Annotated in this window: 20 protein-coding genes; 6 read left to right on the forward strand and 14 right to left on the reverse strand. The window is 65.2% G+C overall.

Annotated elements, in window-relative coordinates; all coding sequences use genetic code 11:
* The first annotated feature begins 266 nt into the window (after positions 1-266).
* From HMI60_RS10570 to sufU, 3 genes are all read left to right on the forward strand, one after another.
* Positions 267-2750: an ATP-binding protein gene (locus HMI60_RS10570; protein WP_193589614.1), complete on the forward strand. Its 2484-nt coding sequence runs from the start codon at positions 267-269 to the stop codon at positions 2748-2750.
* Positions 2751-2829: 79 nt separating this feature from the next.
* Positions 2830-4155, forward strand: a complete 1326-nt coding sequence (locus HMI60_RS10575) for a SufS family cysteine desulfurase (RefSeq protein ID WP_193589615.1) — start codon at positions 2830-2832, stop codon at positions 4153-4155.
* 36 nt (positions 4156-4191) lie between these two features.
* Complete coding sequence (gene sufU / locus HMI60_RS10580; RefSeq protein ID WP_055974938.1) at positions 4192-4644, forward strand: Fe-S cluster assembly sulfur transfer protein SufU; 453 nt, start codon at positions 4192-4194, stop codon at positions 4642-4644.
* 18 nt (positions 4645-4662) lie between these two features.
* Here sufU and nhaA read toward each other — a convergent pair whose 3' ends face one another.
* The 4 genes from nhaA to HMI60_RS10600 form a co-directional block, all read right to left on the reverse strand.
* The gene (gene nhaA / locus HMI60_RS10585; RefSeq protein ID WP_193589616.1) at positions 4663-5976 is read right to left on the reverse strand and encodes a Na+/H+ antiporter NhaA; all 1314 of its coding nucleotides are present in this window, start codon (positions 5974-5976) and stop codon (positions 4663-4665) included.
* Positions 5977-6138: 162 nt separating this feature from the next.
* Complete coding sequence (locus tag HMI60_RS10590; RefSeq protein WP_018777351.1) at positions 6139-6360, reverse strand: SCO4848 family membrane protein; 222 nt, start codon at positions 6358-6360, stop codon at positions 6139-6141.
* A 1-nt stretch (position 6361) separates the two neighbouring features.
* A complete protein-coding gene (locus tag HMI60_RS10595) occupies positions 6362-6859 on the reverse strand; it encodes a DUF2505 domain-containing protein (RefSeq protein WP_018777352.1) in 498 nt (165 codons plus the stop codon).
* 47 nt (positions 6860-6906) lie between these two features.
* Positions 6907-8436, reverse strand: a complete 1530-nt coding sequence (locus HMI60_RS10600; RefSeq protein WP_018777353.1) for an SDR family oxidoreductase — start codon at positions 8434-8436, stop codon at positions 6907-6909.
* A 109-nt stretch (positions 8437-8545) separates the two neighbouring features.
* Here HMI60_RS10600 and mfd point away from each other — a divergent pair, with 109 nt between their 5' ends.
* Entirely contained in the window at positions 8546-12178 is a 3633-nt protein-coding gene (gene mfd / locus HMI60_RS10605) for a transcription-repair coupling factor (RefSeq protein ID WP_018777354.1), read from the forward strand.
* Positions 12179-12182: 4 nt separating this feature from the next.
* A complete protein-coding gene (locus HMI60_RS10610; RefSeq protein WP_079581068.1) occupies positions 12183-12977 on the forward strand; it encodes a metal-dependent hydrolase in 795 nt (264 codons plus the stop codon).
* A 79-nt stretch (positions 12978-13056) separates the two neighbouring features.
* Here the strand turns inward: HMI60_RS10610 and HMI60_RS10615 are convergent, their stop codons facing one another.
* Both HMI60_RS10615 and deoC read right to left on the reverse strand, forming a co-directional pair.
* A complete protein-coding gene (locus tag HMI60_RS10615) occupies positions 13057-13284 on the reverse strand; it encodes a hypothetical protein (RefSeq protein ID WP_018777356.1) in 228 nt (75 codons plus the stop codon).
* Positions 13285-13337: 53 nt separating this feature from the next.
* A complete protein-coding gene (gene deoC / locus HMI60_RS10620; RefSeq protein WP_193589617.1) occupies positions 13338-14030 on the reverse strand; it encodes a deoxyribose-phosphate aldolase in 693 nt (230 codons plus the stop codon).
* Between the two features lie 216 nt (positions 14031-14246).
* On the opposite strand from deoC, the gene HMI60_RS10625 reads away from it, so the two are divergent.
* The gene (locus HMI60_RS10625) at positions 14247-15800 is read left to right on the forward strand and encodes an HNH endonuclease (protein ID WP_193589618.1); all 1554 of its coding nucleotides are present in this window, start codon (positions 14247-14249) and stop codon (positions 15798-15800) included.
* 144 nt (positions 15801-15944) lie between these two features.
* On the opposite strand, the gene HMI60_RS10630 is transcribed toward HMI60_RS10625, so the two are convergent.
* From HMI60_RS10630 to HMI60_RS10665, 8 genes are all read right to left on the reverse strand, one after another.
* Positions 15945-16817, reverse strand: a complete 873-nt coding sequence (locus HMI60_RS10630) for an FAD-dependent oxidoreductase (RefSeq protein WP_193589619.1) — start codon at positions 16815-16817, stop codon at positions 15945-15947.
* Between the two features lie 160 nt (positions 16818-16977).
* On the reverse strand, positions 16978-18321 hold the full coding sequence (locus tag HMI60_RS10635; RefSeq protein WP_193589620.1) for a patatin-like phospholipase family protein: 1344 nt from the start codon (positions 18319-18321) through the stop codon (positions 16978-16980).
* Complete coding sequence (locus tag HMI60_RS10640) at positions 18318-18731, reverse strand: hypothetical protein (RefSeq protein WP_064721884.1); 414 nt, start codon at positions 18729-18731, stop codon at positions 18318-18320. The genes HMI60_RS10635 and HMI60_RS10640 overlap by 4 nt, the downstream gene beginning before the upstream one ends.
* Positions 18728-19210 carry a hypothetical protein gene (locus tag HMI60_RS10645; RefSeq protein WP_018777362.1) on the reverse strand — a complete coding sequence of 161 codons (483 nt, stop codon included), beginning with the start codon at positions 19208-19210 and terminating at the stop codon, positions 18728-18730. The genes HMI60_RS10640 and HMI60_RS10645 overlap by 4 nt, the downstream gene beginning before the upstream one ends.
* Positions 19207-20184 carry an acetoacetate decarboxylase family protein gene (locus tag HMI60_RS10650; protein WP_110504449.1) on the reverse strand — a complete coding sequence of 326 codons (978 nt, stop codon included), beginning with the start codon at positions 20182-20184 and terminating at the stop codon, positions 19207-19209. Before HMI60_RS10650 ends, HMI60_RS10645 begins: the two co-directional genes overlap by 4 nt.
* A complete protein-coding gene (locus HMI60_RS10655; protein WP_193589621.1) occupies positions 20181-21236 on the reverse strand; it encodes an alpha/beta fold hydrolase in 1056 nt (351 codons plus the stop codon). The genes HMI60_RS10650 and HMI60_RS10655 overlap by 4 nt, the downstream gene beginning before the upstream one ends.
* Entirely contained in the window at positions 21233-23176 is a 1944-nt protein-coding gene (locus HMI60_RS10660) for a hypothetical protein (protein ID WP_193589622.1), read from the reverse strand. The genes HMI60_RS10655 and HMI60_RS10660 overlap by 4 nt, the downstream gene beginning before the upstream one ends.
* Positions 23173-25848: a GMC oxidoreductase gene (locus HMI60_RS10665; RefSeq protein WP_227453516.1), complete on the reverse strand. Its 2676-nt coding sequence runs from the start codon at positions 25846-25848 to the stop codon at positions 23173-23175. Before HMI60_RS10665 ends, HMI60_RS10660 begins: the two co-directional genes overlap by 4 nt.
* Positions 25849-25974 lie beyond the last annotated feature (126 nt).

The raw sequence follows: 25974 nt of genomic DNA on the forward strand, positions 1-25974 counted from the left end.
GCGCCCCCGGCAGTATTGATCTTGGAAGAACGGTTCAGCCCCAAGCATCACCGGGATTCCGAAAGTCGCATCAACCGCATCGGTGGTCTCTTCAGCCGATGCCCCGGCCACCGAAGGGTGGTCCGGCCCTGAACGAAGCCGGCGGCGACAGAGTCTTCTGAGACCGAGACTCTCCCCCCAGCCGCCGCCGGCTTCTAAGCCAGGGACCCCGCGAATCGCGGACATCAAAACTTCCCGGACATGGGACTGCTGCTATTGGAGTGTGCATGCTGCCGGACCCTTGGCTGGACGAAGACACCGTCGCAGCCAGGCTGGGATCTCCGACACTGCCCGATAGGGCGCAATTGCTGGAACTCGTCTTTTCCGCCGTACGGTCATCTTCCAAGAGCGGCATCCTGGTGGCAGGGGAGAAGGGCTCGGGCAAGAGCCACATGTTGCTCTCCCTCAAAGCCGGACTTCCCGGGACCATGGATGTCAGGACCTTCGCCGGAAGCCTGGACCTGACGGCGACCCAATACGGTGTCCTGGGTGCCTCTACAGGCGTCCTGGGTGGCGCCGCGCGTGTCCTGGGGACCAGCACCGGGGGGACCGGCACCGAGGGGACCGGCACCGAGGGGACCGGCGAGGGCTTGCTCCCGGGGCTCCATGTCCTGCGCGCCCTGACCAGCACACTCGGACCGGCCAGCTACCTGTATTCGCCTCCCGTCGCCCGGCGAGGCAACAAACGCCGGAACCAGCAGGCCCGTCCCCAGCTGGTGCTGCTGGTGGACGACATCCACTACGTGGATCCTGCCTCCCTGGGTGTGCTGCTCCAGCTCATCCCTGGATTCGGTGCCAAACTCGTTGCTACGGCTGACAGCCGGAGCCCGCTGCCGCAGGATCTCTATCAGCTCTGGGAAGACGGCTTCATGGAGCAGTACCTTCTTCCGCCTTTCACCTTCACGGAGGCGCACGCCCTGTGTGTTTCTCTCCTCGGCGGAAAGGTCCAACGCCGGGCCAGCAGCCTTCTGGCAGTCATCACCGGCTTCAACGTGGGCATCCTGTGCCTCGCCGTGGAGGACGCACGCCGCGCCGGGCTCCTGGTGCAGAGGGAAGGGTATTGGACGATCAACACCCGGGCGCATTGCCAGTGGCCTGGCGTCGTGGATCGCGTCCAGGCGGAAAACGCTGCCCGGCTGCCTGAAGAGCGGCTGGCACTGGAGCTGACAGCGTTGGCCGAGCCGGTCGCCGTCGAGGTTTTGGAGCGCCATTGCGGTCACAAAGCCGTAGAGAACCTACTGTCCGAAGGCCAGATCAGGCTGTTGCCCGGCAGGTCTCCGATGGTCCGGATGGGCTCGTGGTTGCGGGGGGAGGGCCTCCGGCTTGCAGTTCCGAGGTCACGGAGCCTTGCCCTTCATCAACGGATCGAGGACCCCGGGCTCACGCTGGAGACGGCACCGAGCATGTTGCGGTGGATGACCTGGACCCTGGACTGCGGGCTGGGCCTGCCGGATGAGCTTCTGCTGGCGGCGGCGCCGGCCGCCGACCGGCCCGTAACCGCCGAACTTGCCCTCCAGGCTGCCTCGGCTGTGAAGGCTCCGGGCCACCTGGACGAAGCAGGAATGCTCAGGGCGAGGGCATTGATTGCCGAAGGCCAACTGGCTGAGGCCGCACCTGTCCTCCGTCACTTGGCTACGGCGGCGAGCTCGGCGGAGGTGAAGGCCGACGCCGGTGGGCGGCTCATGGCGCTGGAGCTGCTCGGCGCAGCGCACGGCGGGCTGACTGCAGGGGACACGGTTGCCGACCCCGCCGCGCGGATCGCAGGAAAGGTGCGGGAGGCCGAACGCTTGCTCCTGTCCGGTGCGGCCGTCGAGGCCCTGGAAAAGACCACTGAGGCAATGAAAGTCGTCGGTGGTGATCCGTCCATGGCGACGTTCCGTGCGGGCGCGGCACTTCGGCACGTGATCTGCCTGCGGCACAATCTGGGGTGGAGTGCCATGGTCCCGCTCTTGGAGTACTCCGCCTACGGGGTGCCCAGCCACCTGGCCGCATGTTCAGAAACAGCACGGGCCTACGCCCAGCTCGGCCAGGGATTCCCTCGTGCGGCGCGCGTCACGCTTGAGGCGGTACTGGCAGAACTGTCCGACGCCGGGCTGCCGCCGGTGCGATCCTTGGCTGCGGCCATGATGGCCTACTGCGAGGCGCTCAGCGGAAACCCTGGTGAGGCACTGGAACTGGCCGCGCAAAGCACCTCGGGAGCCGAAACAGGGTTGACTGGGGGGTCGCCTGACGATCTCCTGTCGCGGATGAGTGCCCTCTACTGTGCCGCGGCCAGGGACGTTTCGTCCGGTACCTTCACCCACCTGATGGCGCTCGCGGACGAAGCCCAATCCTCGGGAAGTGTCTTGTTGGAAGCTGAGGCGCTGTCCCTCCTGGCGCTCAACGCAGGCCGTGCCGGCGTCGTGGATCCGGCCATCCTGCCGCGGCTGGCCGCCGCGGCTTCCGGCGTCGAAGGTACCGGTGGTGCGGCGTTGCGGACTTTTGCGGCCGCCATGGTGGAAGACGACCCCAAGTCGCTGGAGGCGGCCGGCCGCTCACTGTCAGCAGACCGGCAATTCGCCCACGCAGCACTTTGCTACGCACGTGCGGCTGCCGGTTACCAGGCGAAGGTCCGCACTGCGGCGGCCCGGCGGGTATCGGTCCTCGTTGAGCGGCTCCGCGGTGTCACGGAGAGCGAGGCCGTGCCACCCCTGGGTTGGGCCGGGAACTGACGTGCTGTACGGCACACCGCCCGATCCGGGCCCACGTGGGATAATGAGGAGTCCCTGAAGGATTCCCAAGGAGCGCCCCTTGACTGCCGTATCAACTCCAGCCTCACTGCAACAGTCCATGCATGCCATGGACAACGCGGAGGTGTTGCGGATCCGGAACGACTTCCCGGTGCTGGACCAACTGGTCAACGGTAAACCGCTGATCTACCTTGATTCCGGTGCCACCTCGCAGAATCCGCTCAGCGTCATCGAAGCCGAGCAGGAGTTCTACGAGCAACGCAATGCTGCCGTACACCGTGGCGCCCACCACCTGGCTGTCGAAGCGACCGAAGCCTTTGAAGACGCACGCCAGACCGTGGCGGACTTCATCGGTGCCCGCTACGAGGAAACCGTATGGACCTCCAACGCCACCGAGGGTCTGAACCTCATCAGCTATGCCCTGTCCAACGCGGCGCTGTGGGCAGCCCAAGGCCGCGGCAGCTCCGCCTTGAAGGAACTGGCCATCGGTCCCGGCGACGAAATCGTGGTCACGGAGATGGAACACCACGCCAATCTCATTCCCTGGCAGGAACTCGCCTTCCGCACCGGTGCCACGCTCAAGCACATCCCCATTACCGACGACGGCGCGCTTCGCCTTGATGCCGCCGGAGAGGTCATCGGGAACCGGACCCGGCTCCTTGCTTTCACCCATGCCTCGAACGTCCTGGGCACCATCAATCCCGTTGCCGATCTTGTGGCCATGGCAGGCCGTGTCGGGGCGCTCGTAGTGCTGGACGCTTGCCAGTCGGTTCCCCACATGGCGGTGGACGTGAAGAAGCTCGACGTCGACTTCGCCGTGTTCTCCGGGCACAAGATGCTGGCTCCCACCGGAGTCGGGGTGCTGTATGGAAAGCAGGAGCTCCTGGACGTGCTGCCGCCTTTCCTCACGGGTGGCTCCATGATCACCACAGTCACCATGGAACGTGCGGAATACCTGCCCGCGCCGCAGCGGTTCGAAGCCGGAACGCAGCGCATCTCCCAGGCTGTGGCGTTGGCAACAGCCGTCAATTACCTTTCCGAAACGGGAATCGACCGCATCCACGCCTGGGAGGCCACCCTGGGCCAGCGCCTGGTCAAGGGACTCGAGAGCATCGAGGGTATCCGCGTCGTTGGTCCTGCGTCCGGCGCTGAGCGGATCGGTTTGGCAGCCTTCGACGTCGCCGGTGTCCACGCCCACGACGTCGGGCAGTTCCTCGACGACCGCGGCATCGCTGTTCGCGTCGGCCATCACTGCGCCCAGCCGCTCCACCGGCGCCTCGGCCTAACGGCCACAACCCGGGCCAGCACCTACCTCTACAACACCACGGACGACGTCGATGCTTTCCTAGACGCCGTCTCGGGCGTGCGGGCCTACTTCCAGGCCTGATCACACTGACTTTGCAAAGAAACGGGCATCAGCACCATGAGTCTTGACCAGCTTTACCAGCAGATCATCCTGGACCATTCCAAGCAGCGGCACGGCAGCGGGCTCGCCGAAACACTGGCCCCTGCGGGTGCCTCCACCGGTCAGTCGCACCAGCTGAACCCCGTGTGCGGGGACGAAGTGACGTTGCGGCTCGCCGTCGCGGACGGAACAGTCCAGCAGATCAGTTGGGACGGTGCCGGCTGTTCCATTTCCATGGCCTCGGCCTCCGTGCTCAGCGAGATGGGTGAGGGGATGTCCGTGGCGGAACTGCATTCCGTGATCGACAACTTCCGGGAGGTCCTGCGTTCCCGCGGGAAGGTGCAGGCAGACCCGGAGATCCTGGGCGACGCCGCAGCGTTCGAGGGAGTAGCCCGCTACGCAGCCAGGGTCAAGTGCGCCATGATCTCGTGGGTGGCTGCCGAGGACGCCCTCAACCAGGCAACGGCCTAGCTCCGAGGCACCTCCGCGTCAGCTGCGGGCAAAGACATCAGGTACGCCGTCGCCGTCGTCGTCCCGTTCTTCGTCCGCCTGCACCTGCCGGTACCGCCGGTTACGGGCCTTAAGGACGACGGCGGCCAGCAGCGCCGAGATCAAGGAACCCGCCAAGATGGCCACCTTGGCGTGGTCGTTGTGGGCTGAACCTGCACCGAAGCTCAGCTCCCCTATGAGCAGCGAGACGGTGAAGCCGATACCGGCCAGAAGCGCCAGCCCGAAAAGGTCGATCCATGCGATGCCGGAATCCAGGCTGGCGCGCGTGGTCTTGGTGACCAGGAACGTCGTGCCGAAGACGCCCACAGCCTTGCCCAGCACCAACGCGGCCACGATGCCCAGCGCCACGGGATCCCGCAACGCCGCGCCCATGCCGTCCAGCCCGCCCAGGGCCACACCGGCGGAGAAGAACGCGAACACCGGAACGGCAAAACCTGCCGAGAACGGGCGCAGGCGGTGCTCAAAGTGCTCGGCGAGGCCCTCGGCGGGCTCACCCTTCTTCCCACTGGCAAACACAGGGACAGCGAAGCCCAGCAACACCCCTGCCACGGTGGCGTGGATGCCGGATGCGTGAACGAACCCCCACGTCGCCAGGGCCAGCGGCACCAGGAGGTACCAGCTGCGGATCCGCTTCTGTACCAAGAACGTGAAGAGCGCCAACGGGACGAGCGCGGCCAGCAGCATGAGCGGCTGGAGCCCAGTGGAGTAGAAGAAGGCGATGATGCCGATGGCGATGAGGTCGTCCACCACGGCAAGCGTCAGCAGGAAGGTCCGGAGCGCGGCGGGCAGGTGGGTGTTGATCACAGCCAGGACCGCCAGTGCGAAGGCAATGTCCGTCGCCGTGGGAATGGCCCAGCCCTTGAGGGTTTCAGGGGAACCGAGGTTGAAGAGAACAAAAATCAGCGCAGGGACTGCGACGCCGCCGATCGCTGCAGCCACAGGAACAACAGCCCGGGCTGGTTTGCGGAGTTCCCCGGCCACGAATTCGCGTTTGAGCTCCAGTCCCGCCAGGAAGAAGAACACCGCCAGCAGTCCGTCGGAGGCCCAGTGGCCCAGACTGAGCTCAAGGTGCCAGGGTTCGTAGCCGATCTTGACGTCGCGGAGTGCGAAGTAGCCGTCGACTGCGGGGGAGTTTGCCCAGATGAGGGCTATCACTGTTGCGGCCAGGAGAAGTGCTCCGCCCACGGTTTCCGTACGCAGGATCGAGAGGATCCTGCGATACTCCGGGTAGCTGGAGCGGGTGAAGACTTTGCTGGAGGGGGTTTTGGGCGGGACGGGAGGCAGCTGGGCCACTGAGGGCTCCTAACAGTGGGCGGTCATAGGGCGGGTACAGCAAATACACGCCGACCAGACTTCCCGGCACACCAATGTCCATCTTACCCAACCTGGGGACGGCAAAAGCTCCACTGAGGGCTCAGTGGAGCGTTTGCCGTCCCCGGTCGGGTGGGACGAGGCTCAGGCGACGAGGCCCGCGATTCCGATGACCGCCGTCGCCAGTCCCAGCACCATGGAGATGGTGACCAGGACGACGTGGACCGTCAGGAACTTTGTGGCCTTGCCTGCGGCGTCGCGGGCCCGGGGATCCTTCATGACGCGCTTGAGGAACTGCGGCCACACAGCCAGCGACCACACGCCGGCCACAATCAGGACCACCGCAAGGATTGCGGGAATCTGCATGCTAGTGGCTTTCGAGCCAGGCCTGGGCCTGCTGCGACTGGATGCCCAAGGCCTTGCCCACCATGGGCTCGGCAGCGTCAGCGATCTTTCCACCCAGGAACGGAACCGAGGACGTCACATTGCCTTCGAGTTCGATCCGGGTGCTGCCGCCCTCGGCCACGAGCCGTTGGACCGCGGTGACATCCAACGGTGCGCCGGCGATCTTCAGCGCGATGGTGCTGGCGCGCGAGCCGTCGGCAGCCGGGGCTTCCCACTGCTCGGTCTGGGTGACCTTCAAGGTTTCGCCGACGAACTTGCGGGCGATCTCCGGCAGGCGGGTGGTGGGCAATGTGCGGACGGTGGTGGTGGTGAAAGCGCCGGCAGTGTCGCCGTCAACGGTGAACGATTCCAGCGAGCCGCCCACGTATTCGCTCGTGTGGCGCAGGAAATCCTCGTCGACAAAGACGGCCGCTACGCGGTCAACGCTGTGGGGCAGGGTGGTGGATGCACTCAGGGCCATGGGTCCTCCGTGGATGGTGGTGGTGAAGCTTTTTAGCTCCCAACATCCTACGGGGTCCGGGTGGACACACTTGAACCCGATTCCTCCTGAAGGGTGGTCGCGGCTGCCGAAATGTTGCGGGCCATGGACGGGAAGATGAAGCCGTGGAACGGATACACGCCCAGCCAGTACAGCCGTCCGGCCAAGCCGCGGGGGAAGAAAATCGCGCGCTGCTTATAGAGGCTCCCGTCGCCGTCGGGCTCCACCGACAACTCAAGCCAGGCACCACCCGGGGCGCGCATTTCGGCGCGCAACCGCAGCAGGTGGCCGCGGTCGATGGCTTCAACCCGCCACCAGTCCACCACTTCGCCGGTGTTCAGCGTCTTGGGGTGCCTGCGGCCGCGCAGCAGCCCGGCGCCGCCCTGCAGCTTGTCCAGCCAGCCGCGCACCCGCCACGCCAAAGGCAGCGAGTACCAGCCGTTCTTGCCGCCGATGCCCTCGATGATGGTCCACACATGCTCCGGCTTGGCTTCGCTATGGAAGGTCCGCTCGTCCAGGAACACTTTGTAGCCGGCCCAATCGGGGTCGCTGGGCAGGGGATCGGCGTCGATACCGGCGTTGGCCCAGGTGGTCTCCACCTGACCGTCCCGTTCCTTGCCCAGCGCCAAGGCTACGGCTCGCCGGTAGGAGGTCAGGCCGCCGTCGGGCTGCTTGATGTAACGGTCGACGTCGTGCTCCCGCGATACGGCGTCGTGCTGCAGTGACTGCACCAGCGGCAGCGACATGGACAGCGGAATCGGTGTTACCAAGGCGACCCACAGTCCGGCGAGTTTCGGCGCGGGAACGGGAAGCGCGATGACCAGCCGCCGAGGCAGGCCACGTTCCACGGCGTACTCGTTCATCATTTCCTTGTACTTCAGGACCTCCCGTGAGCCGATGTCGAACGAGCGGTTCAGCTTGTCCGGCAGGGCCGCCGCCGCCACGAGATAGTGCAGGACGTCGCGCACCGCGATCGCCTCAATCCGGTTGTTGACCCAGCTCGGCGCGGGCATGACCGGGAGGGTGTCGGCCAGGTGCCGGATCATTTCGAAGGATGCGGAGCCGGAGCCAATCACCACGCCCGCCTGGAACACGATCGAGTCCACGGGTGATTCGAGGAAGACTTTGCCCACGGTTTCGCGGGAACGCATGTGTGTGGACAGTTCCGTGTTCTCCGGGTGCAGTCCGCCGAGGTACACGATCCTGTCCACTCCGGCCTCCGCAGCTGCCCCGGCGACGAGGCGGGCCATGGCTTCTTCCTTGGCCTCGAAACCGCTGCCCGAGGCCATGGAATGGACCAGGTAGTACAGGACGTCCACCCCGTTGAGCGCCTCGGAGAGGCCGTCGGCGTCGGACAGGCTGTTCTCAATAATGTCGACGTCGTCATGCCACGGAACGTCTGCGATTTTTTGGGGCGTGCGGACCAGGACTTTGACCTTGTGGCCGGCTTCGAGGAGGCGGGGGACCAGCCGCCCGCCGATGTAGCCGGTGGCGCCGGTCACCAGCACTGTCCTGGTGTCCTGCGTGGTGTTGGAATGCGTAGCTTCCGAAGGCTGCAAAGGAACTCCTGTGGCTGGGGGTGGAGGTAGGCTGGAATGACCCGGCATTCATCTGAATTTCCGGGCATTTGTGTTGCCTGCCCTTGGACCCACCCTAGGAGTTTCTGCCATGAGCCTCAACGGTCTGCGCCGCGCACTGGCGGAGGACAAGACTTTCGCGCGCATTCGTACCGAGGCGGAGCGGTCCTTCAGCGACCGGAACGCCGACTACCAGATCAGCGCCCCCACGGGGATGCGTGCGGTGTTGCTCGCCGAAATGGCCGATGCCCTGGCGGACACCGGCGCCGATGACGCGGCAGCCCCGGTGGTCCTGGCCGTGACCGCCACCGGCCGTGAAGCCGAAGACCTCACCGCGGCGCTCTGCTCCTACCTCCCCGCGGACTCTGTGGCCACCTTCCCCAGCTGGGAAACCCTCCCGCACGAGCGCCTTTCGCCGCGGTCGGACACCGTGGGACGCCGCCTGTCCGTTCTGCGCCGCCTGACCCATCCGGAAACCTCGACGGCGGCCCCGTTGCGTGTGGTGGTGGCTCCGGTCCGCGCTGTGGTCCAGCCGATCGTGGCCGGCTTGGGTGACCTGGTGCCGGTCACCCTGCAAGTAGGCCAGGAACGCTCCTTCACCGACGTTGTCCGGGCCCTCTCCGACGCCGCCTACGCGCGCGTCGACATGGTGACGCACCGCGGCGAATTCGCCGTCCGTGGCGGAATCCTCGATGTCTTCCCACCCACCGAGGACCACCCGATCCGGGTGGAGTTCTTCGGCGACGAGGTGGATCAGATGCGCTGGTTCGCCGTGGCCGACCAGCGTTCCTTGAGTGCACCCGGGATCCACCACCCCACGGAACTGCATGCCCCTCCGTGCCGGGAAATCCTGATCACACCCTCGGTAATGTCCCGTGCGGCGAAGCTGAAAGCCGACATGCCCGCGGCGGCCGACATGCTGGAGAAGATCGCAGGGGGCATTGCGGTGGAAGGCATGGAATCCCTGGCCCCGGTGCTGGTGGATGCCATGGTTCCGTTCGTGGACCAGCTCCCGGCCGGCTCCCTGTCCGTTGTGATCGAACCCGAGAAGGTGCGCACGCGCGCGCACGACCTCGCGGCGACCAACGAAGAGTTCCTGGAAGCGGCCTGGTCCACGGCGTCCGACGGCGGTGCGGCGCCCCTTGATTTGTCGTCACAGGCCTCCACTGACTTGCACGCCGCCAGTTTCCGCTCACTGACCGATACCCGCTCGGCAGCGCTGGAACACGGCGTGTCCTGGTGGTCCATCACCTCCCTCGCCTCTGACGAGGACCTGGTCCTGGACATCGATGTCCTCAACATGCGTGCCCGCGAACCGCGTGGCTACCAGGGCGATGTGGCCGAGATGCTGGAGTTCATCGGCTCCCGTGTCCGCGAGCAGTGGCGCGTCGTAGTGGTTACGGACGGCCCGGGTCCCGCGCAGCGCCTGGCTGAGCTGTTCCACGACGCAGAGATTCCCTGTTCCCGCGTCGACTCCCTGGATCAGGAACCCCAACCGGGCATCATCGAGGTGACCACCGCCGCCGTCGGACGCGGTTTTGTCCTGGACGGCCTCAAACTGGGGCTGCTGACCGAAGCCGACCTGCTGGGACGGGCGACAGCGAGCTCCACCAAAGACATGCGGCGCATGCCGTCCAAACGGCGCAACGCCGTGGATCCTTTGCAGCTGCACGCGGGGGACTTCGTGGTCCACGAACAGCACGGAATCGGCCGGTTTGTGGAGCTGATCCAGCGCAAGGTGACCGGGACGTCGTCGTCCGATGCCGGGCTGCGCGAGTATCTGGTGCTGGAGTACGCGCCGTCCAAGCGCGGTGCCCCTGGCGACCGGCTGTTCGTACCGACGGACCAGCTGGACCAGGTGACCCGCTACGTGGGCGGGGACACGCCTGCGCTGAGCAAAATGGGCGGCGCGGACTGGGCCAGCACCAAGTCCAGGGCACGCAAGGCCGTCAAGGAAATCGCCGGGGAACTGATCCGGCTGTACTCTGCCCGCATGGCATCCCGCGGCCACGCTTTTGCACCGGACACACCGTGGCAGCGCGAGCTCGAAGAAGCGTTCCCCTACGTGGAAACACCCGACCAGTTGACCACCATCAACGAGGTCAAAGCCGACATGGAGCGGGAAATCCCCATGGACAGGTTGGTATCGGGCGACGTCGGCTACGGCAAGACCGAAATCGCCGTCCGCGCCGCCTTCAAGGCTGTCCAGGACGGCAAGCAGGTGGCGGTGCTCGTGCCAACCACCCTGTTGGCGCAGCAGCACTACGAAACCTTCACCGAACGGTTCTCCGGCTTCCCGCTGCGCGTGAAGCCGCTGTCCCGGTTCCAGACCAGCAAGGAAGCCAAGGAAACGGCCGAGGGCGTCAAGAGCGGCGCTGTCGACGTCGTGATCGGTACCCACCGGCTGCTGTCCAAGGACTTCGAGTTCAAGGACCTCGGCCTGGTGATCGTGGACGAAGAGCAGCGCTTCGGCGTGGAACACAAGGAAGCGCTGAAGAAGATGCGCACCAACGTGGACGTCCTTGCCATGAGTGCCACGCCCATTCCGCGAACACTGGAGATGTCCCTGACGGGAATCCGCGAAACGTCCACACTGGCCACACCGCCGGAGGAACGCCACCCGGTGCTGACCTATGTAGGTCCGTACACCGACAAGCAAACCTCCGCCGCGATCCGCCGTGAACTCATGCGCGAAGGGCAGGTGTTCTTCGTCCACAACCGGGTGTCCTCGATTGAACGCATTGCCGCGCAGATCCGTGAACTGGTTCCCGAAGCCCGGGTGGAAGTTGCCCACGGCCAGATGTCCGAGAGCCGCCTGGAAAAAATCATCGTGGACTTCTGGGAAAAACGCTTCGACGTCCTGGTGTGCACCACCATCATCGAAACCGGCCTGGACATCTCCAACGCCAACACCTTGATTGTGGACGGGGCCGACAAGTATGGCCTCTCGCAGCTGCACCAGCTCCGAGGCCGCGTAGGCCGTGGGCGTGAGCGCGCCTACGCCTACTTCCTCTACCCTTCCGAGAAACCCTTGGGTGAGGTGGCGCTGGAACGGCTCAAGGCAGTGGCGGCGCACAACGAGCTCGGCGCCGGCATGCAGCTGGCCATGAAGGACCTGGAAATCCGCGGTGCAGGCAACCTGCTCGGCGGAGAACAGTCCGGCCACATCCAAGGTGTCGGCTTCGACCTCTACATCCGGCTTGTGGGCGAGGCCGTGGCCGAGTACCGCGGTGAGGCTGAAGAGAAGGCCGCCGAGATGAAGATCGAGCTGCCGGTCAACGCGCACCTGCCCCATGACTATGTTCCCGGGGAGAGGCTGCGTCTTGAGGCGTACCGGAAGCTCGCTGCCGCCATCACGTATGAGGCCATTGATGAAGTCCTGGCCGAACTCGTGGACCGTTACGGTGAGCCGCCGCTGCCGGCCCAAAACCTCATTGCCGTGGCGCGCTTCCGGGTGGGTGCCCGCGAAGCCGGCCTGTCCGACGTCGCGCTCCAAGGCAACTTCATCCGCTTCTCGCCGGCGCAACTGCCCGAATCCAAAACCATGCGCCTGAACCGGATGTACCCGGGCTCCCAGGTCAAGCCTGCGCTCGACGCCGTGCTGATCCCCAAGCCCAAGACCGCCCGGATCGGCGGACGCGACCTCCAGGACGCCGAGATCCTGCAGTGGGCCAACAACGTCATTGAAGCCATCTTCGCCGAAGCCCCCGTGAAGGCAGGCTAGGCGAATGATGGGAGGACACCACGCCGCGTCGGGAGCCGCGGCGTGGATAGCTATTGCCTCAACCGGCCCCTACGCGCTCGGCTGGTACCCGCTGGATGCCACTGGGATCCTGATTGGCGCCATGGCGACGGCGGGAACGGCCTTGGTATGCGACTGGGACCACCGGCACAGCACCATCGCCAACTCGCTGCCGCCACTGTCCAACGTGATTGCCGTGGGCATCGAGAAAGCCAGCGGTGGGCACCGGCAAGGGACGCACTCACTTCTCGGCGCCTCGGCCTTCGTGGTGCTGGCCGCCATGGCGGCGCAATTCCAGATGGTGACGCCGGTGGGAAAACTGTCGGTGGGTGCCGGACTCTTGTGCATGTTCATGATCAACCTGGCCGCCAAGGCGCTGAACCTGTTCCCCAAATCCGGGTGGATCACCAACTGGCTGTTCGCCCTGCTCATGGCCGGCCTGGTGACCTGGTTCGCCCCGGCCCAATGGGGTTGGCTCCCGTTGTCCATGCTGACGGGCGTGGTGGTCCACATTGTGGGGGACATGATCACCGTTGGCGGGGTGCCGCTCTTGTGGCCGATTGTCATCAAACCACCGAAATTTTTGCGGAAATCCGTTGTCAGTGGAATCTGGAGGGCGAACGGGGCTTTCTCCCTGCCGCTGTTGGGCAGGGCGGGGTCACGGCGGGAATGGTTGGTGCTGATTCCTGTGAGCGGCTACGCCATGGTGGGGATGGGGGCCGCTGCCTGGACACTGGCGAAGCTTCACTGGCCCGCGTTTCTTGCCGCGCTGGCGCTTTAAAAGCCAAACGCGGTGTGACTTACGGCCCATGGTCCCCTTCGGGATGGGCCGTAAGTCACACCGCGTTGCTGTTTGAGGTTTAGCTTTCGCCGGCGGAGTCCGACCGGCCAAGAATGGTCTGGGGAATCCAGAAAGCCAGGGCGAATAGGCCAAGGCACACGGCCATCGGCCACGGGTTGTCCAGGCTCAGGAAGGAGAGCGAGTAGATGGCGCCCAGGAAGAGCACGATCATGACCAGGAACAAGACAATGCTCGTGCCGAGATTGTTCTCTTTTTCAATGGGGGCACTTGTGGTGTTCTTGGACATTCATTCCTCCTCGGCCCCGCAGGGCTCAAAAATCTCTGGCGGTAGCGGAAGCCTTAGTAGGCAGATGAACCCTGTTCACCTTTGACGATGGCAATTCCGGAACTCGCTCCGATACGTGTTGCACCAGCAGCAATCATAGCCTGTGCGTCGGCCAGGGAGCGCACGCCACCGGAGGCCTTGACGCCGAGGCCGGGCCCAACGGTCTTGCGCATCAGGGCAACGTCTTCAACCGTGGCACCACCGCCGTTGAATCCCGTGGACGTTTTGACGAAGTCCGCGCCTGCCTCCGCTGCTGCCTCGCATGCGATGACCTTCTGCTCGTCATTGAGCATGGATGTTTCAATGATCACCTTAAGGATGGCTTCGCCTGCGTGGACCGTTTCGGCCACAGCTCGGATGTCGTCCACCAACGCGCCCTTGTCATTGGCGCGGGCCGAAGCCATGTTGATCACCATGTCGATTTCGTTGGCACCATCGAGCACGGCACCTCGGGCCTCAAACACCTTGACGTCGGTGGGCGTGGCACCCAGCGGGAACCCGATCACCGAACAGGTCAGGACTCCTGAGCCCTTGAGCGCTTTGGTGACGGTCTTGACCCACACGGGGTTCACGCAGACAGATTTGAACCGGTACTCCACGGCCTCCGCGCACACCTTGAGGATGTCTGCCTCGCGGGCCTCGGGCTTCAACAGCGTGTGGTCGATGTAGGAGGCGATGTTTGCAGGGGCGACGGCTTCGTTGCTCATGGGATCCTTCCGTGCAGGGCGTGGCCGGCCCGGTGGCCGCAGGGTTGTCACTGCCCGTCAAAGGACCATCTTGCCACATCCGGCGGGGCTCCCCGCGGCCCCGTGGGGGTCGCTGGTGGGTGGGGCGCGGGGATTTCCGCGGGTGCTGGAGCGGGGTTTTCCACATAGGGGGCTCGGTGTCTTTTGGCTGTTGGTGGTGGCTGGAAGGGTTGCGGTATGGAGTGGATTCGGGAGGGGCGGGAGCCGGTGGAAGAACAGTCGGCGGCGGGGCCGGTTGGTTCTGCTGGGGCGTCGGTGGTTGAGAGTGATCCCGGGCCGGCTGTTCCCGGTTCGGGTGTTGAGGGCCCTGGGTCCCTAAGTGGTGACTTGATTGGGCAGTTGCGGGTGTTGGAGGAGATGAAGTCGGCGATTTGCGGATTGCAGGCCAGGGTTGCGGCGGCGTTTGAGGCAGCCCGGTCTGCTGAGCGGGCCGCTGCCGGGGTGCCGGTGTCCGAACGCGGCGATGATGTGGGAGCCGAGATCGCGTTGGCGCGGCGGGAATCCCCGAACCGGGGAGCGCGGCTTCTGGGGCTGGCGAAGGCGCTGGTGTTCGAGATGCCGCGCACGATGGCGGCTTTGGACTCGGGGATGTTGAATGAGTGGCGGGCGACGTTGTTGGTGAAGGAAACAGCGTGCTTGTCAGTGGAGGACCGGGCTGGGGTAGATGCGGAATTGGCCGCGGATACCGGGACTTTTGAGGGCGTGGGGGATAAGGGCGTGATCGCGGCTGCCAGGGCTGCTGCGTATCAGCGTGATCCGCGCTCGGTTGCCCAGCGTGCGGCCCGTGCAGCCGCGGACCGGACGGTGACTTTGCGACCGGCGCCGGAGACAATGACGGTTTTGACTGCCCTGCTGCCGGCGGCCCAGGGGGTTGCAGCTTACGCGGCGTTGTCTCGTGCCGCGGATTCGGTCCGGGCCCGCGGGGGTGCTGGCTCAGGGGCTGCGGAACGGGGCCGGGGCCAGGTCATGGCAGATACCTTGGTTGAACGTCTCACGGGCAAGGCCGGCGGGATCAGCGGGGTTGAAGTCCAGCTCGTCATGACCGATCGGGCCCTTTTCCAAGGCGACAGTGAACCCGCCCGGTTGCAGGGCTATGGCGTCGTCCCGGCACAATGGGCGCGCGAACTTGCAAACCCGGAGGCGGCGGGGAACACAACCGCTGACGCTGGACAGGCCGGGATTTCAGGACGCAGAACCGGCGGCATGGGTCGGGCAGGAACGCTTTCCCAAACCCTAGCGCCGGTTCGGGATTCCGAGTACGGACTCTGGCTTCGGCGGCTCTACACCGCCCCGACCTCCGGGGAACTTCTCACCACGGACTCCAAATCCAGGCTGTTCCCGCCGCGGCTTCGGCGTTTCATCGAAACCCGTGACTACACCTGCCGAACCCCTTACTGCGACGCGCCCATCAGGCACATCGATCACGTGGTGCCCTGGCAGCACGGCGGACCTACCACTGTGGACAACGGCGCCGGGCTCTGCGAAGCATGCAACCACACCAAAGAACATCCTGGCTGGACCGCAGCAACCACGGAGGCCGGAACCACCCAGCCCATAACAGCCGAGGCCGCAAACACCAGGCCCGGTAACCCCACCCCGGCAGATCCCGGCACGAGGACCCGCCACACCCTCAAACTCCGAACACCCAGCGGGCACAACTACGAATCCAAAGCCCCACCGCTGCCAGGGGGCTCGGACAGAATCAGGTCGACCAAGGATGGCCGGGATTAGTTATCGCTGGCGGCCGTGAGTGAAGTTTCCCAGGTGTCAAGGCCGTGAGTCGCACGCGTCGCGCCTGAAGACTGCTTGCGTAGGAAATCGTCACCTGCTCTTCCCTGGTTCCCGACACCCGGCGGGAGCTACGTAGTCGGCGAATCACGCAGCCATGGCTGGCTGGGGTTCGCTGCTCACGGCTCCCAGCAGCATGCCGGAAGCGCAGAGCATCGCGGAAGATTCTGCGGACAGGAGCAGGCCCAAGCGAAGGCCGTCGCAGGAAGCGGCATCACCGATCGCCCAGATGCCAGGGACGGACGTGGCGAGGTCGCGCCCCACGGCGATCCCGCCGTCGGACGCGATCCGGAGGCCGGCACTTTCGGCGAGGCCATTGCGTGCGGCGCGTTCCTCGGCCAGGACCACGAGGTCGCCCTTCATGCTGCTGCCGTCCTCAAAGACGATTCCCGTGGGGGACAGGGCTTGCCCGGGGATGGCCGATTCAGCAATGGAGGCAACCACAGCTGTGGGGCGGAGAGTGGTTCGGACGGGACGTACGCCGCGTGCCCGGAGAACCGCTTCGGCCTGGCCCGCTGCTGGACCGTTGCCGACGAGTATTCCCAGCGGACGGCGGCCGACAGAACGGGTGACGTCCTTGACGGCTTCGCCAATGGAGGCGGCATCGTCGATGGTGGAGTAGCTCAGGACCGCCTCGGCACCGTCTACCGGGGGAAGGAGGGGGGCCGAACCCGTGGCGATGACCAGTTGGTCGTAAGCGAACTCCATGCCGTCCACCGTGGTGACTACCTTGGCCTCAGCGTCGATGAAACTGGCGGCCTGGCCGAATCGCACGGAAACCTGGGGCAGTTCGGCAAGTTCGAGGAGGGCGTCCGGGCAGTCGTCGCGGTTGCTGAGCACGGTGATGGTGCCGGCGAAGGGCCGCTGACGGGTGTCGGTCCTGCCAGCCAATCGCCGCACCAGTGCCTGGGCTGCCGGGCCTGCGCCGGCGATGACGATGTGAAGGGAAGTAGAGGACATGGTGGGCCCTTTCGCTGATGACCTGTTTGGTGCTGTTGTTCATCAGCGTAGGATGCCGGTTTTTCGCGGGTGTTTCACCGCTGTTGCCATCTTTGGCGCATTCGTAGCGTGCCGTTTACCCGCCGGTAATAACGTGCATCACATTGAAGCCGGGACGCGGTTAGTATCGGCGCAACAGCTCCCGGAATCCGTTGGCTGTGAAGCGGGCTATTGCTTGTGCCCGCCCGGCCAGGCCATGTACGCCCACGGGTTCAACAGAAGCCAGGAGGCCAGCCGCATCGATCAGGCTCATAGTGAGATCCACCACCTGTTCGCCCAGGTGGAGCCGGGCGTTCCGGCTGTCTGACCACGCATCTGCTCCGGGGTCGTCGTGCAGGGTCCGGATGACGGCCGCATCCCGCCACCCACCGTTCAGCCGCAAACGGAAGCGATAGGCCACGTCATCCCCCACGGTCTCCGCATGACCGCCGGCAAGGAAGACGCGCCCCCACGGCGGGTAGTCCAGGTGGCCGCTGAGCTGCGCCAGTCCTTCTCCGGGCTCGGAGGGCGTCACGACGGCGGCCCGGAATGTCAGCGGTTGACCGTCCAGTTCGCCGTGCAGGACATCGATGAAACGGACTCCTGGCGACGGCTCGGTCATCGCCGTGCAGAGGGGGTCTTTGGCGAGTCCGGTCGGCGACATCGTCCCTATATATGCCCTGGCGTCGCGGTACCCCATGCCGATCAGTGTGTCGGCGTCGATCCGGCCCAGGTAAAATTCCGGATCCAGCGGCAACGGGTGCTCGGGCCGGATCACATGCAGCACAAACTCGCGCCCCGCGGCGGCGGCAGCTTCGAAGTCGGCCAGGAGGGCACCCATGGCACTCATCTCGATCATGTGAACGTACTGTTCCAGCGGCCCGTCCCCCCAGTACGGCGAGTTGCCGATGCACCAAATCAACCAGATTTCCTCGGCCCCCCGCCGTAAGGCTTCGCCAATGTTGGCATCCCTGACCCACACGGCGTCCGTCCAGATTTTCCCGTCCCGGCGCAGCGGCTTGAGGAAGATGGGCAACGACATTCCGGCCGCCATCAGTTCGGCGTCAATGTGAGCGGCATCGATGGCGTGGCATTGTTTCGAAGTGAACTCCACTACGTTGAAGGAGCCTTCGACAGCGTCCGGTCCGGCCGCGCGGTCACGGATGCTTTTTGCGTTGATGCCGAGGGCCGGGAAGATCTTGCCCAGGATGCCGTCGGCGTCTCCCAGCGCGGGGAGGGACCACGGCCCTTTGACGTAATCAGCAAAGGGCAGGGCGGAGCTGAAGTCTTTGACGTCCACGCCGGACCAGCGGCGGCACATTTCCTCGGCGGGAATTCCGGAGAGCATCATTCCGGCCGTGAGGATGCCGCCGGAGGTGCCATCGATGTGCTGGAATTCCAAACCCTCCTCGGCGAGCGCCTTGACCACGCCTGTCTGCCACGCCACCCGCATCCCTCCGCCGGCGAGGACCAGGGAGCGTTTCACGGTGTTCTTCCTCCGGCCAGCCCAGGGCTGGCTGCAGCGAAGCGGATCCTGCGCCAGTAGACGAACAGCAGTCCCGCCGTCGCGAGGTCAAAGAACGCAACCCAGAGTGCAAGGGGAGAAAATACCCCGTTCAGCACCCCGATGCCCACCGCGCTGAAGGCTCCGGCCTTCTGCAGTCCTGACCAAAGGACTACGTCGGGTGAGGGGGCGCCGCTGAGGAGTGTGTGGAGGAGCAGCCCGCCCACCACCACCATGAACATGCCCACTGTCCCGAACAGTTGGCGGGTCGTTGCAGTGTCCTCGGAGCCCAGCAATTGAAGGATCGGACCGCCGAAGGGCAATTGCGCGGCGCCGGTGAGGACGGTGATGGCGGCAATGACCGCGAGAACGGCACGGAGGGGATCAGTCATGTGAAGGACTCCAGCAGCCGGCCACGGTCAACGAGCAGCCACACCATCGAGGCCCAGGTCAGGGTGGAGACGTAGAAACGGATGTCGTTGAGCATCATCCACCGTTTGAGCAGGGACCGGAGTTCGGTGTCATCTGCGAAGTCGCCGCCGCGGATCCTCACGTTGATGGGGATGATGAGGCCTTGCCCGACAACTGTCAGTGCAATGATTCCTGCCAGGCAGATGATGGCGAAGACGACGCGGATGGTTCCCCATTCGGACCACACCAGGATGCCTCCGGAGATGAACATGACAGGCACCACGACGGTGAAGAACTTCGTGGCGGCGCGGGTGGGGATGCCGAAATGCATGTCCACGTTGTCCCGTGCCAGCGAGTGCCAGGTGGGGTAGAGGAAGAACTTGAGAACCCACATGGTGCCGACATACATGGTGGCGCCGAAGAGAAAGTAGAGGGCGTTGATCAGGAGGAGCCAGTTCACGGTGTGCCGCCGGCATGAGGGTTGGAAACGGCGCCCGGTACCCTGCTGCGGTCCGGGGGCGCGAGCCATTCCTGGCTTTGGCCGAGGTCCGTGACGCTGTCCAGCATGTCGCCCCCTTGAAGGGCCGCTGCTTCCAATGGGGTGGGGGCGGTGAGGAACCAGGCTTCGTAGTGGTCGTCCAGGATGCCGTGGGCCTGGGGCAGCCAGGCTGTGAAGACGGGTTTGGTCTCCACTTGCAGTTCCTTTAAGGGTTCGACGCCGGGAACGTCGCCGAGGATGAGGCGCGCCTTGGCTTGTGCTCCCAGGGCGATGTCTCCGATGGCTTCGAAGTAGATATCGGACTTCCACAGCATGTTCCGGAAGACGCAGTAGTTGGATGCGGCGAGTTTCAGGGGCAGCGCCAGTGGACTTGGAGCGGCGGGCCGCTCTATTTCGATGTAACAGCCCAGCTTCCCGTCTTGCTCGTAGAGCGCTGAGACGGTTGAGTCTGTGACGACGAAGTCGAGGTTGGCCTGGTGCTTGGGCATGCCCCAGATTCCCTTGCCGCCCTTGACCGAAACTTCCGTGCTGACTGGCAGGTCCACCACGAACTGGCCCAGCTTGAACGTCCTCTGGAACAGCAACGGCAGGATGGGCGGCGCCGGCCGGCTGCCATGGGTGATGGCAATGGCCAGGGAGTATTCGATGTACTTGCCGATGTCCGTGGATTTGTAATTGACCACTGTGACTACCAGCAGCCCTTTGCCGCCCAGGCTGAAGGGGCGCATTTCAGTCCCGGGGAGAACCGCTGCGGCCGCGCGTTTGTTGATGGGAAAGGCTGCCATCAGCACTGGTGAGTCATCGGAATTGACCGGCATCACATATTTGATTCCGTCGGCGAAAGCATGCTGGCCGCGAAGGCGTTCCTGTCTGCGGGGAACCGGTGAGGGCATGAGCTTGAGCAGGGGAGTGACCAGTTGGGTGAGGGTTTTCATGTGTTCGGCTCCTTGGTTCCGTTCAGCTCCTGGAGGATGACGGGGAATGTGTCCCGCCAGGCATGGTCGCCAAAGAAGACATCAAGGTGGCCATATCCGGGGATGAGATGGAGCGAATCTTTGCCGGGACGGTGGTGCTGGAAGAAGTTGTAGGTACGTTGCTGGCTTTCGGGAAGGAAGCAGCGGTTGTCCAGGCCGGCTATGAAGGCGAATCGGGCATCCGTTTGCGGGGCTTCCGCCACAAGGTTGTCGGGGAGTTCGGCGTGGTCGCCGGCAGCCACCATATGCCCGGCCTTGATGCTTCGGCCCATCTCTTCGAAGAAAGTCACGGGCACCTCTGCGAACTCGCCGCTGAGCCACTGGTGGGTGGCGTCGTCGAGGTTTTCGTGGGACCAGAGGGCCGGGCGTCCGCTGCCGTAGGTAAAGCTGACCATTTTGCAGACGGTGTTGTCGCACTCGTGATGGGTGGCTTTGACCAGGCCGCGGATGGCCCGGGTGAAGTAGCCCTGGGATTTGTATCCCCAAGCGGGCGAGAGATACGGGGTGAAGACTTTCACCACCGGCGTGAGGTAGTCGATCTTGAGGCGGGAGAAAGGTGGCACTACCGGGTGGAGCGAGACGGCGTTGGAGACGATCGTGTCCACCTGGGGCAGCAGCCCGGCGACGGCGGACATGGTGAACGACGTCGAGCCTTGGCAGTGGATGACGGCCTTCATCGTTTCGGCTCCGGTCGCGTTCAGGACGTGTTCGACGGCGGCAGGGTGGTCGTACACGGCGGCGTCGGCGAGCGTCCAGGACAGGGGGTCGAGGTCGATGGAGGCCCTCCAGTTCAGCATCCACACGTCCCAGCCGTCCTCGAGGAGTACATCGACAATGGTGGTCCTGACCGGTGGCCTGAACAGTTCTGCCCTGACGCCGGATCCGTGGACCAGCAGCACCGGCCCTTTGGTGGTTTCCGCCGGCGAAGTCACGTGGACCAGGCTGAGCGGAGTGTTGTCCCGGGCACGGAACGGGATGACCTCGGTCCGGTGTCCGGCACGGGTGTTGATCATGATGCGGGTCCCTCCTGTGCGATGGTGATGGGCTGTTCAAGCAGCCGGACGGCAGGAAGGCCGGCCTCGGGAAGCAGCCGCGCGCCGTCGTCGTTTCCGGTCAGCTGCCAGTCGCGGCAGATGGTGTCCACGGCCAGGGGGTAGACGGTCAATGAGCCGTCCGCGTCCAGGTGGAGGCGGAGGAAGCCTTTGTGGTCCTCGATGGATTGTCCTGACATTTTCCAGGTGGACACTTCCCCGCTTGGGGTAGCCAGGATGTACAGTGCGAAGGCTTCGCTGCCCAGCACCCACCCGCCAACGTGGACCAATGCCAGCGCCAGGAGCACCACCACCACGTCCGGCCAATTGCCGGGCCACGGAACAAGGATGACGACGCCGGCACTCACCGCGAGAGCCGCGAGTTGGAAGAGCGCTCCCCGGGCGAAGACGACAACGCCGGAACTGGCGATACGGAAGGTCCGGGCCGCCAGGGTGGTCACGCCCAGCAGCACGGGGACGACAAGGACCAGCACGGTAAGAAGGAGAACGGTGTTTCCGCGCGTGAGCCCGTGGAGCCCGTCCACGAACGATTCACCGCGGAAAGCACTGAACACCGTCCATGCCGTGAGAGCGGCAACCACATGGAGCAGGCCAATGGACAATCCGAAGCCCGGGTTGCGCACCGGTAGCCATGAAGGGGACAAGGGGTTGGCCAGGCGTGGTCCCAGGAGGTGTGAGTCGGACTGGTCAGGATAGATGGTGGAGCTTCTGGTGAAACGGCGTCCCGCTGCCGGGTGGCTCCCGGCGGCGGGCACACTGAACGGGTCTCCCGGGACGGCGTGTGCAGGCAAGAGGAGTTCGTCCGGCAGCCAGTGGGCGTCCGACAGGTACGCCCCACCCAGCCCGCACGTGATGAGCTGTGTCTTCCCTGCATCGGCGTCGGAAGTGTCCTGTTCATAGCGGGAGTAGTGGTGGAGGTCCCCGGTGAGCCAGAGCCGGACGTTGGCCCCTGTGTCCTCGAACAGCTGCGTGGCCGGATTGAAGCGGCGGCGCAGATAGTCCTGCTCAAAGAAGCTCACTTGCTGGAATTCAGTGGTTCCTTTGACCCAGAAGGGGGCGGCTACGCAGAGGATGATGGCGTCTCCAGGCTGCAGCTGGGACGTGACGCTGCGGTAGAAGTATTCCAGTTGTGGTTCGTCGATGTACTGGCCCAGTTGGCTGTCCAGGCCCAGCAGCCACCAGCCCGGAACGCCGTGATGGCCGGGCCGTGGTGGTTGTCCGGTGAGCCGCAGGCCGAAGTAGCTGCGGGTCTGGATGGTCCGCCATCCGCCGATGCTTCGTTGCCGCGTGAAGACCCGGATGAAGGAGGTCAGGCCGTCGTACCAATCGTGGTTTCCGGGGAGGGCCAGCATGATCGGCGCCCGGTTTGGTGGCATGCCGGGAGATGGCGCCTGGTTTCGTGGCAACGCCATCCGGTACGGCCCGACCATCCGGTCCTTATATCCGGCCGGGGACGCCACGGGGTAGACCTCATCGCCGCCCAGGACCAGGACGTGGCCCCTCGGGAGGACCAGACCCCCGACGCTGAGGGCATCCTGGGCCAGCAGGGAGGCAACCGTGTACGTGGCATCGAATCCGTCGCCGAGGTCCGCCGCGAAGTCGAGCCACAGTTCGGCGGGTCGATCCGGGCTGCCTGGATCCGGGCCAGCGGGATCCGGCAGGCCGCGCTCGCTGACCACCGGTTGCGCAGGCTGGCCAGCGTCGGGCAGCTTGTCCAGGCTCAGCGGATCGTCCGGGAAGCCGCCCTCCAACTCTCGTTTGTCGCCAAAATCGGCGAAGACGGTGGCGGCCATGACCTTCAGGGCGGTACGCGCCAGCGACATGGGCGAGAGCCAGCGGACCGCGGTCCGTGGAGTGAAACCCAGGACGGCGTGGTGTTGCGCGAGCTCCCGGATCTTCATTGCTTCGGCGTGAATGGAAATGATATGCGTCGGGGCGTTCGCCCGTAAACCTGCCAGAGTTCGCCCCCGAACAGCTTCCCGAACGTCAGCAGTCCAGTGGCCGGCTCAGCGCCCTCGGCCCGGAAGGTGGTCAGTTGCCGGGCGAAGTCCAAAGGCCGGATGTAGAGGATGCCGGCGCCCACGGTGCCCTCCTGCCGCACCCTTGGAGGTTCAGCAGGGACCTCAGGTGGCGCGTCCCTTTCAGATGGCGGGACATGGCCCCGGGCGATCGTTGCGTAGAGAGTGGTCGTGTCCGGCCAGAGATCGAATCCCGCTTCATTGTGGATGAGCTTGTGACCCGTGAACGTGAACGGCGTACCGCCGGGGTCGCGCAGCCACAACCTGTACAGCATGCGCCTGGCCGGCCCGCCGTCGTCGGAGGTGTCCGCGACGAACAGGTTGAACCATCCACGTTCCACCGGCATCCGGCCGCCGAAATAATCAGCCAGCACATACCCTTCGGCCTTGGCCGGATGCTCAGGATCCGCAGCGAACTGATCGATGTCTTCGGCAGTAATCGTGAGCTCGAACATGATCCGCCGGGACCGGTCCCTGCCCAGGCTGCGCCCCTTCTCCGGATCACTGACTCCTGGACTGAACCACCCATGCATCTGCTCGGTGAACCGAACGGAGGTCGCTTCCTTCCTTGAGCTCCCGGGCATTGCCAGGCCACGGGTGCCGGGCCCCTCCGGACGCTGCGCTGTGCCCGGGGCGACGGCGCTCGCAGGCCGTTCCGGGAGCGCGGCCTTGCCCTTGGTGGCGTCGGGGGCCAAAGCGCGCGGAGCCACACTTCCGACGTCGACGACGGCGCCGGCCGCCTCCTGCTGAACGGCCACCGCATCGCTGGGGCTGATGCCCCTGTGGCGGGCTTTGTCACTGGTCTCGACGATGTGGGCGCACGTGCGCTCAGCGAAGGCGGCGATGGTCAGCGAGGGGTTGGCGCCTACCGGTCCGGGCATTGCGGCGCCATCCACCACGAACAGCCCGGGGTAGCCGAAAACTTCACCGTAGGAGTCGCACACTGCCTCACCCGGGTGCCGCCCGGCGGGGGCTCCGCCAATGGGGTGGACGGTGATGACGCGTTTGGCCCACCAGAGCGGGTTGTCGATGAAGTTGCCGTCGAGGTCCTTGGCAATATCCGACATCGTTCGGCGGACACGGTCGAAATACGCGGTGGACGTCGCCATGGTCCAGGCGATGGCGAGGCGTCCGTCGCGCAGTGTCATGACGCCGTCGGGTATGTCGCGCCCCATGCCGAGCAAGGGGATGGAACTGGATGACAGGCGCCCGTCTCCCAGGGCGGCGGCGAGGTCTGCCGAGACGTTGGAGCGGCCGGCGTCGAACAGTCGGTCCTTGAACAACTGACCCGCCACCTTCGCCGTGCGTTTTACAGCGGTTTTCAGCTGGGCCGTCTCGATGAGCCAGTTCATGAACGCCGGGTACCCAGCGTCCTCCACGTAGTAGCCGCGGCCGTCGCCGCCGTCGTCGTTCCCATCCGGGACCCTGACCGCCGTGGTGATCACCGGCCCCTTGCTCCCGGAGAGTGCCCTGACTCCTGGCCGCGAGCCGTTGGTTGCGGGTGTCTTGGCATCCATGATGAACGTCAGGAGGTCACCGTTGCCGCTGAAGCGGGTGCCCAGGGCGTCGCTGAGCGCGGGCAGGGAGCCGTGGTTGCGAAGCAGGAGGAAGTTGGTGCCGAAGGTGCCCGCTCCCAGGATGAGCCGGCGGCAATGGATGATGCGTTCGGTGAGCAATCCGCCCCCACGATACGGTTCGTGGATGACGTAGCGGAGTTCGTAGCCGCCGCTGTCCCGGTCCAGGGGCCGGATGCCGCGGACGTCGTGGAAGGTACGGATATCGGCGCCTTTGAAGGCAGCCGCCGAGAGGTAGTTGTGGTCGAGGGTGTTCTTGGCGCCGGCGTTGCAGCCGATGTCGCATTCGCCGCTGAGCGTGCAGGTGGTCCGCACCGTATCGGGGCCGTGGATGCTGCCGTAGTGGGGGAGCGGGAGCGCCTGGTTGGTCCGGGGTGCCGCTCCTGGCTCAGCGGAGAAGGTGACCGCAATGGGTGGCCGGGTGATGGCAAGTCCCAGGTTCGCTGCCGTCTTTTCCATGGCCACGGTCTTGGCGGTGTCCTGGTAGGGGTAGGGAACGGGTTGAAGCATGGCTTCGGCGGCGTCGTAGTAGGGGTCCAGGTCGGCCCGGGTAAACGGCCAATTCTCGTAGCCGCCGCCCGGGATGGGGGATTCGTTGACGAACCACTTCTCGTCCTTGCGCAAGAGCACGTTGGCGTAGATGAGGGAGCCGCCGCCGAGTCCGCTGGATACCAGCCCCTCTGTCCCGCGGAAGGTCCAGGCGTCGAAGAGGCCGTACAGCCCACGGTCTGGGTCCCAGAAGTTCTTGCCCATCTCCGACGGCGTACGGGCGAAACTTCCGGGCGGGTACGGTTTGCCGCGTTCCATGAGCACCACGGACTGTCCGGCTTCGGCGAGCCGCAGGGCTGCCACCGAGCCGCCGAACCCCGATCCGACAACCACCGCGTCCACCTTTTCGATGCGGTCCAGGCTGTGGCGTCGGGGATCATCAGCGGGTTCGGGACCCGCATCCCCACTGTTCCCGGTCCCCAGACGACCCATGGCCGTTCCTCTCAGAGGAGAGCTGACTACATGGCAGCGGCAGAGGATGCCGGGCGTGGCCGGGCGTTGCCTCCGCGGACTATGGGCCTTATGTTCCCACCGGGCAAGGGATCTGTAAATGAGGTG

The organism is Paenarthrobacter sp. YJN-D, from assembly GCF_015040335.1.
GTDB lineage: Bacteria > Actinomycetota > Actinomycetes > Actinomycetales > Micrococcaceae > Arthrobacter > Arthrobacter nicotinovorans.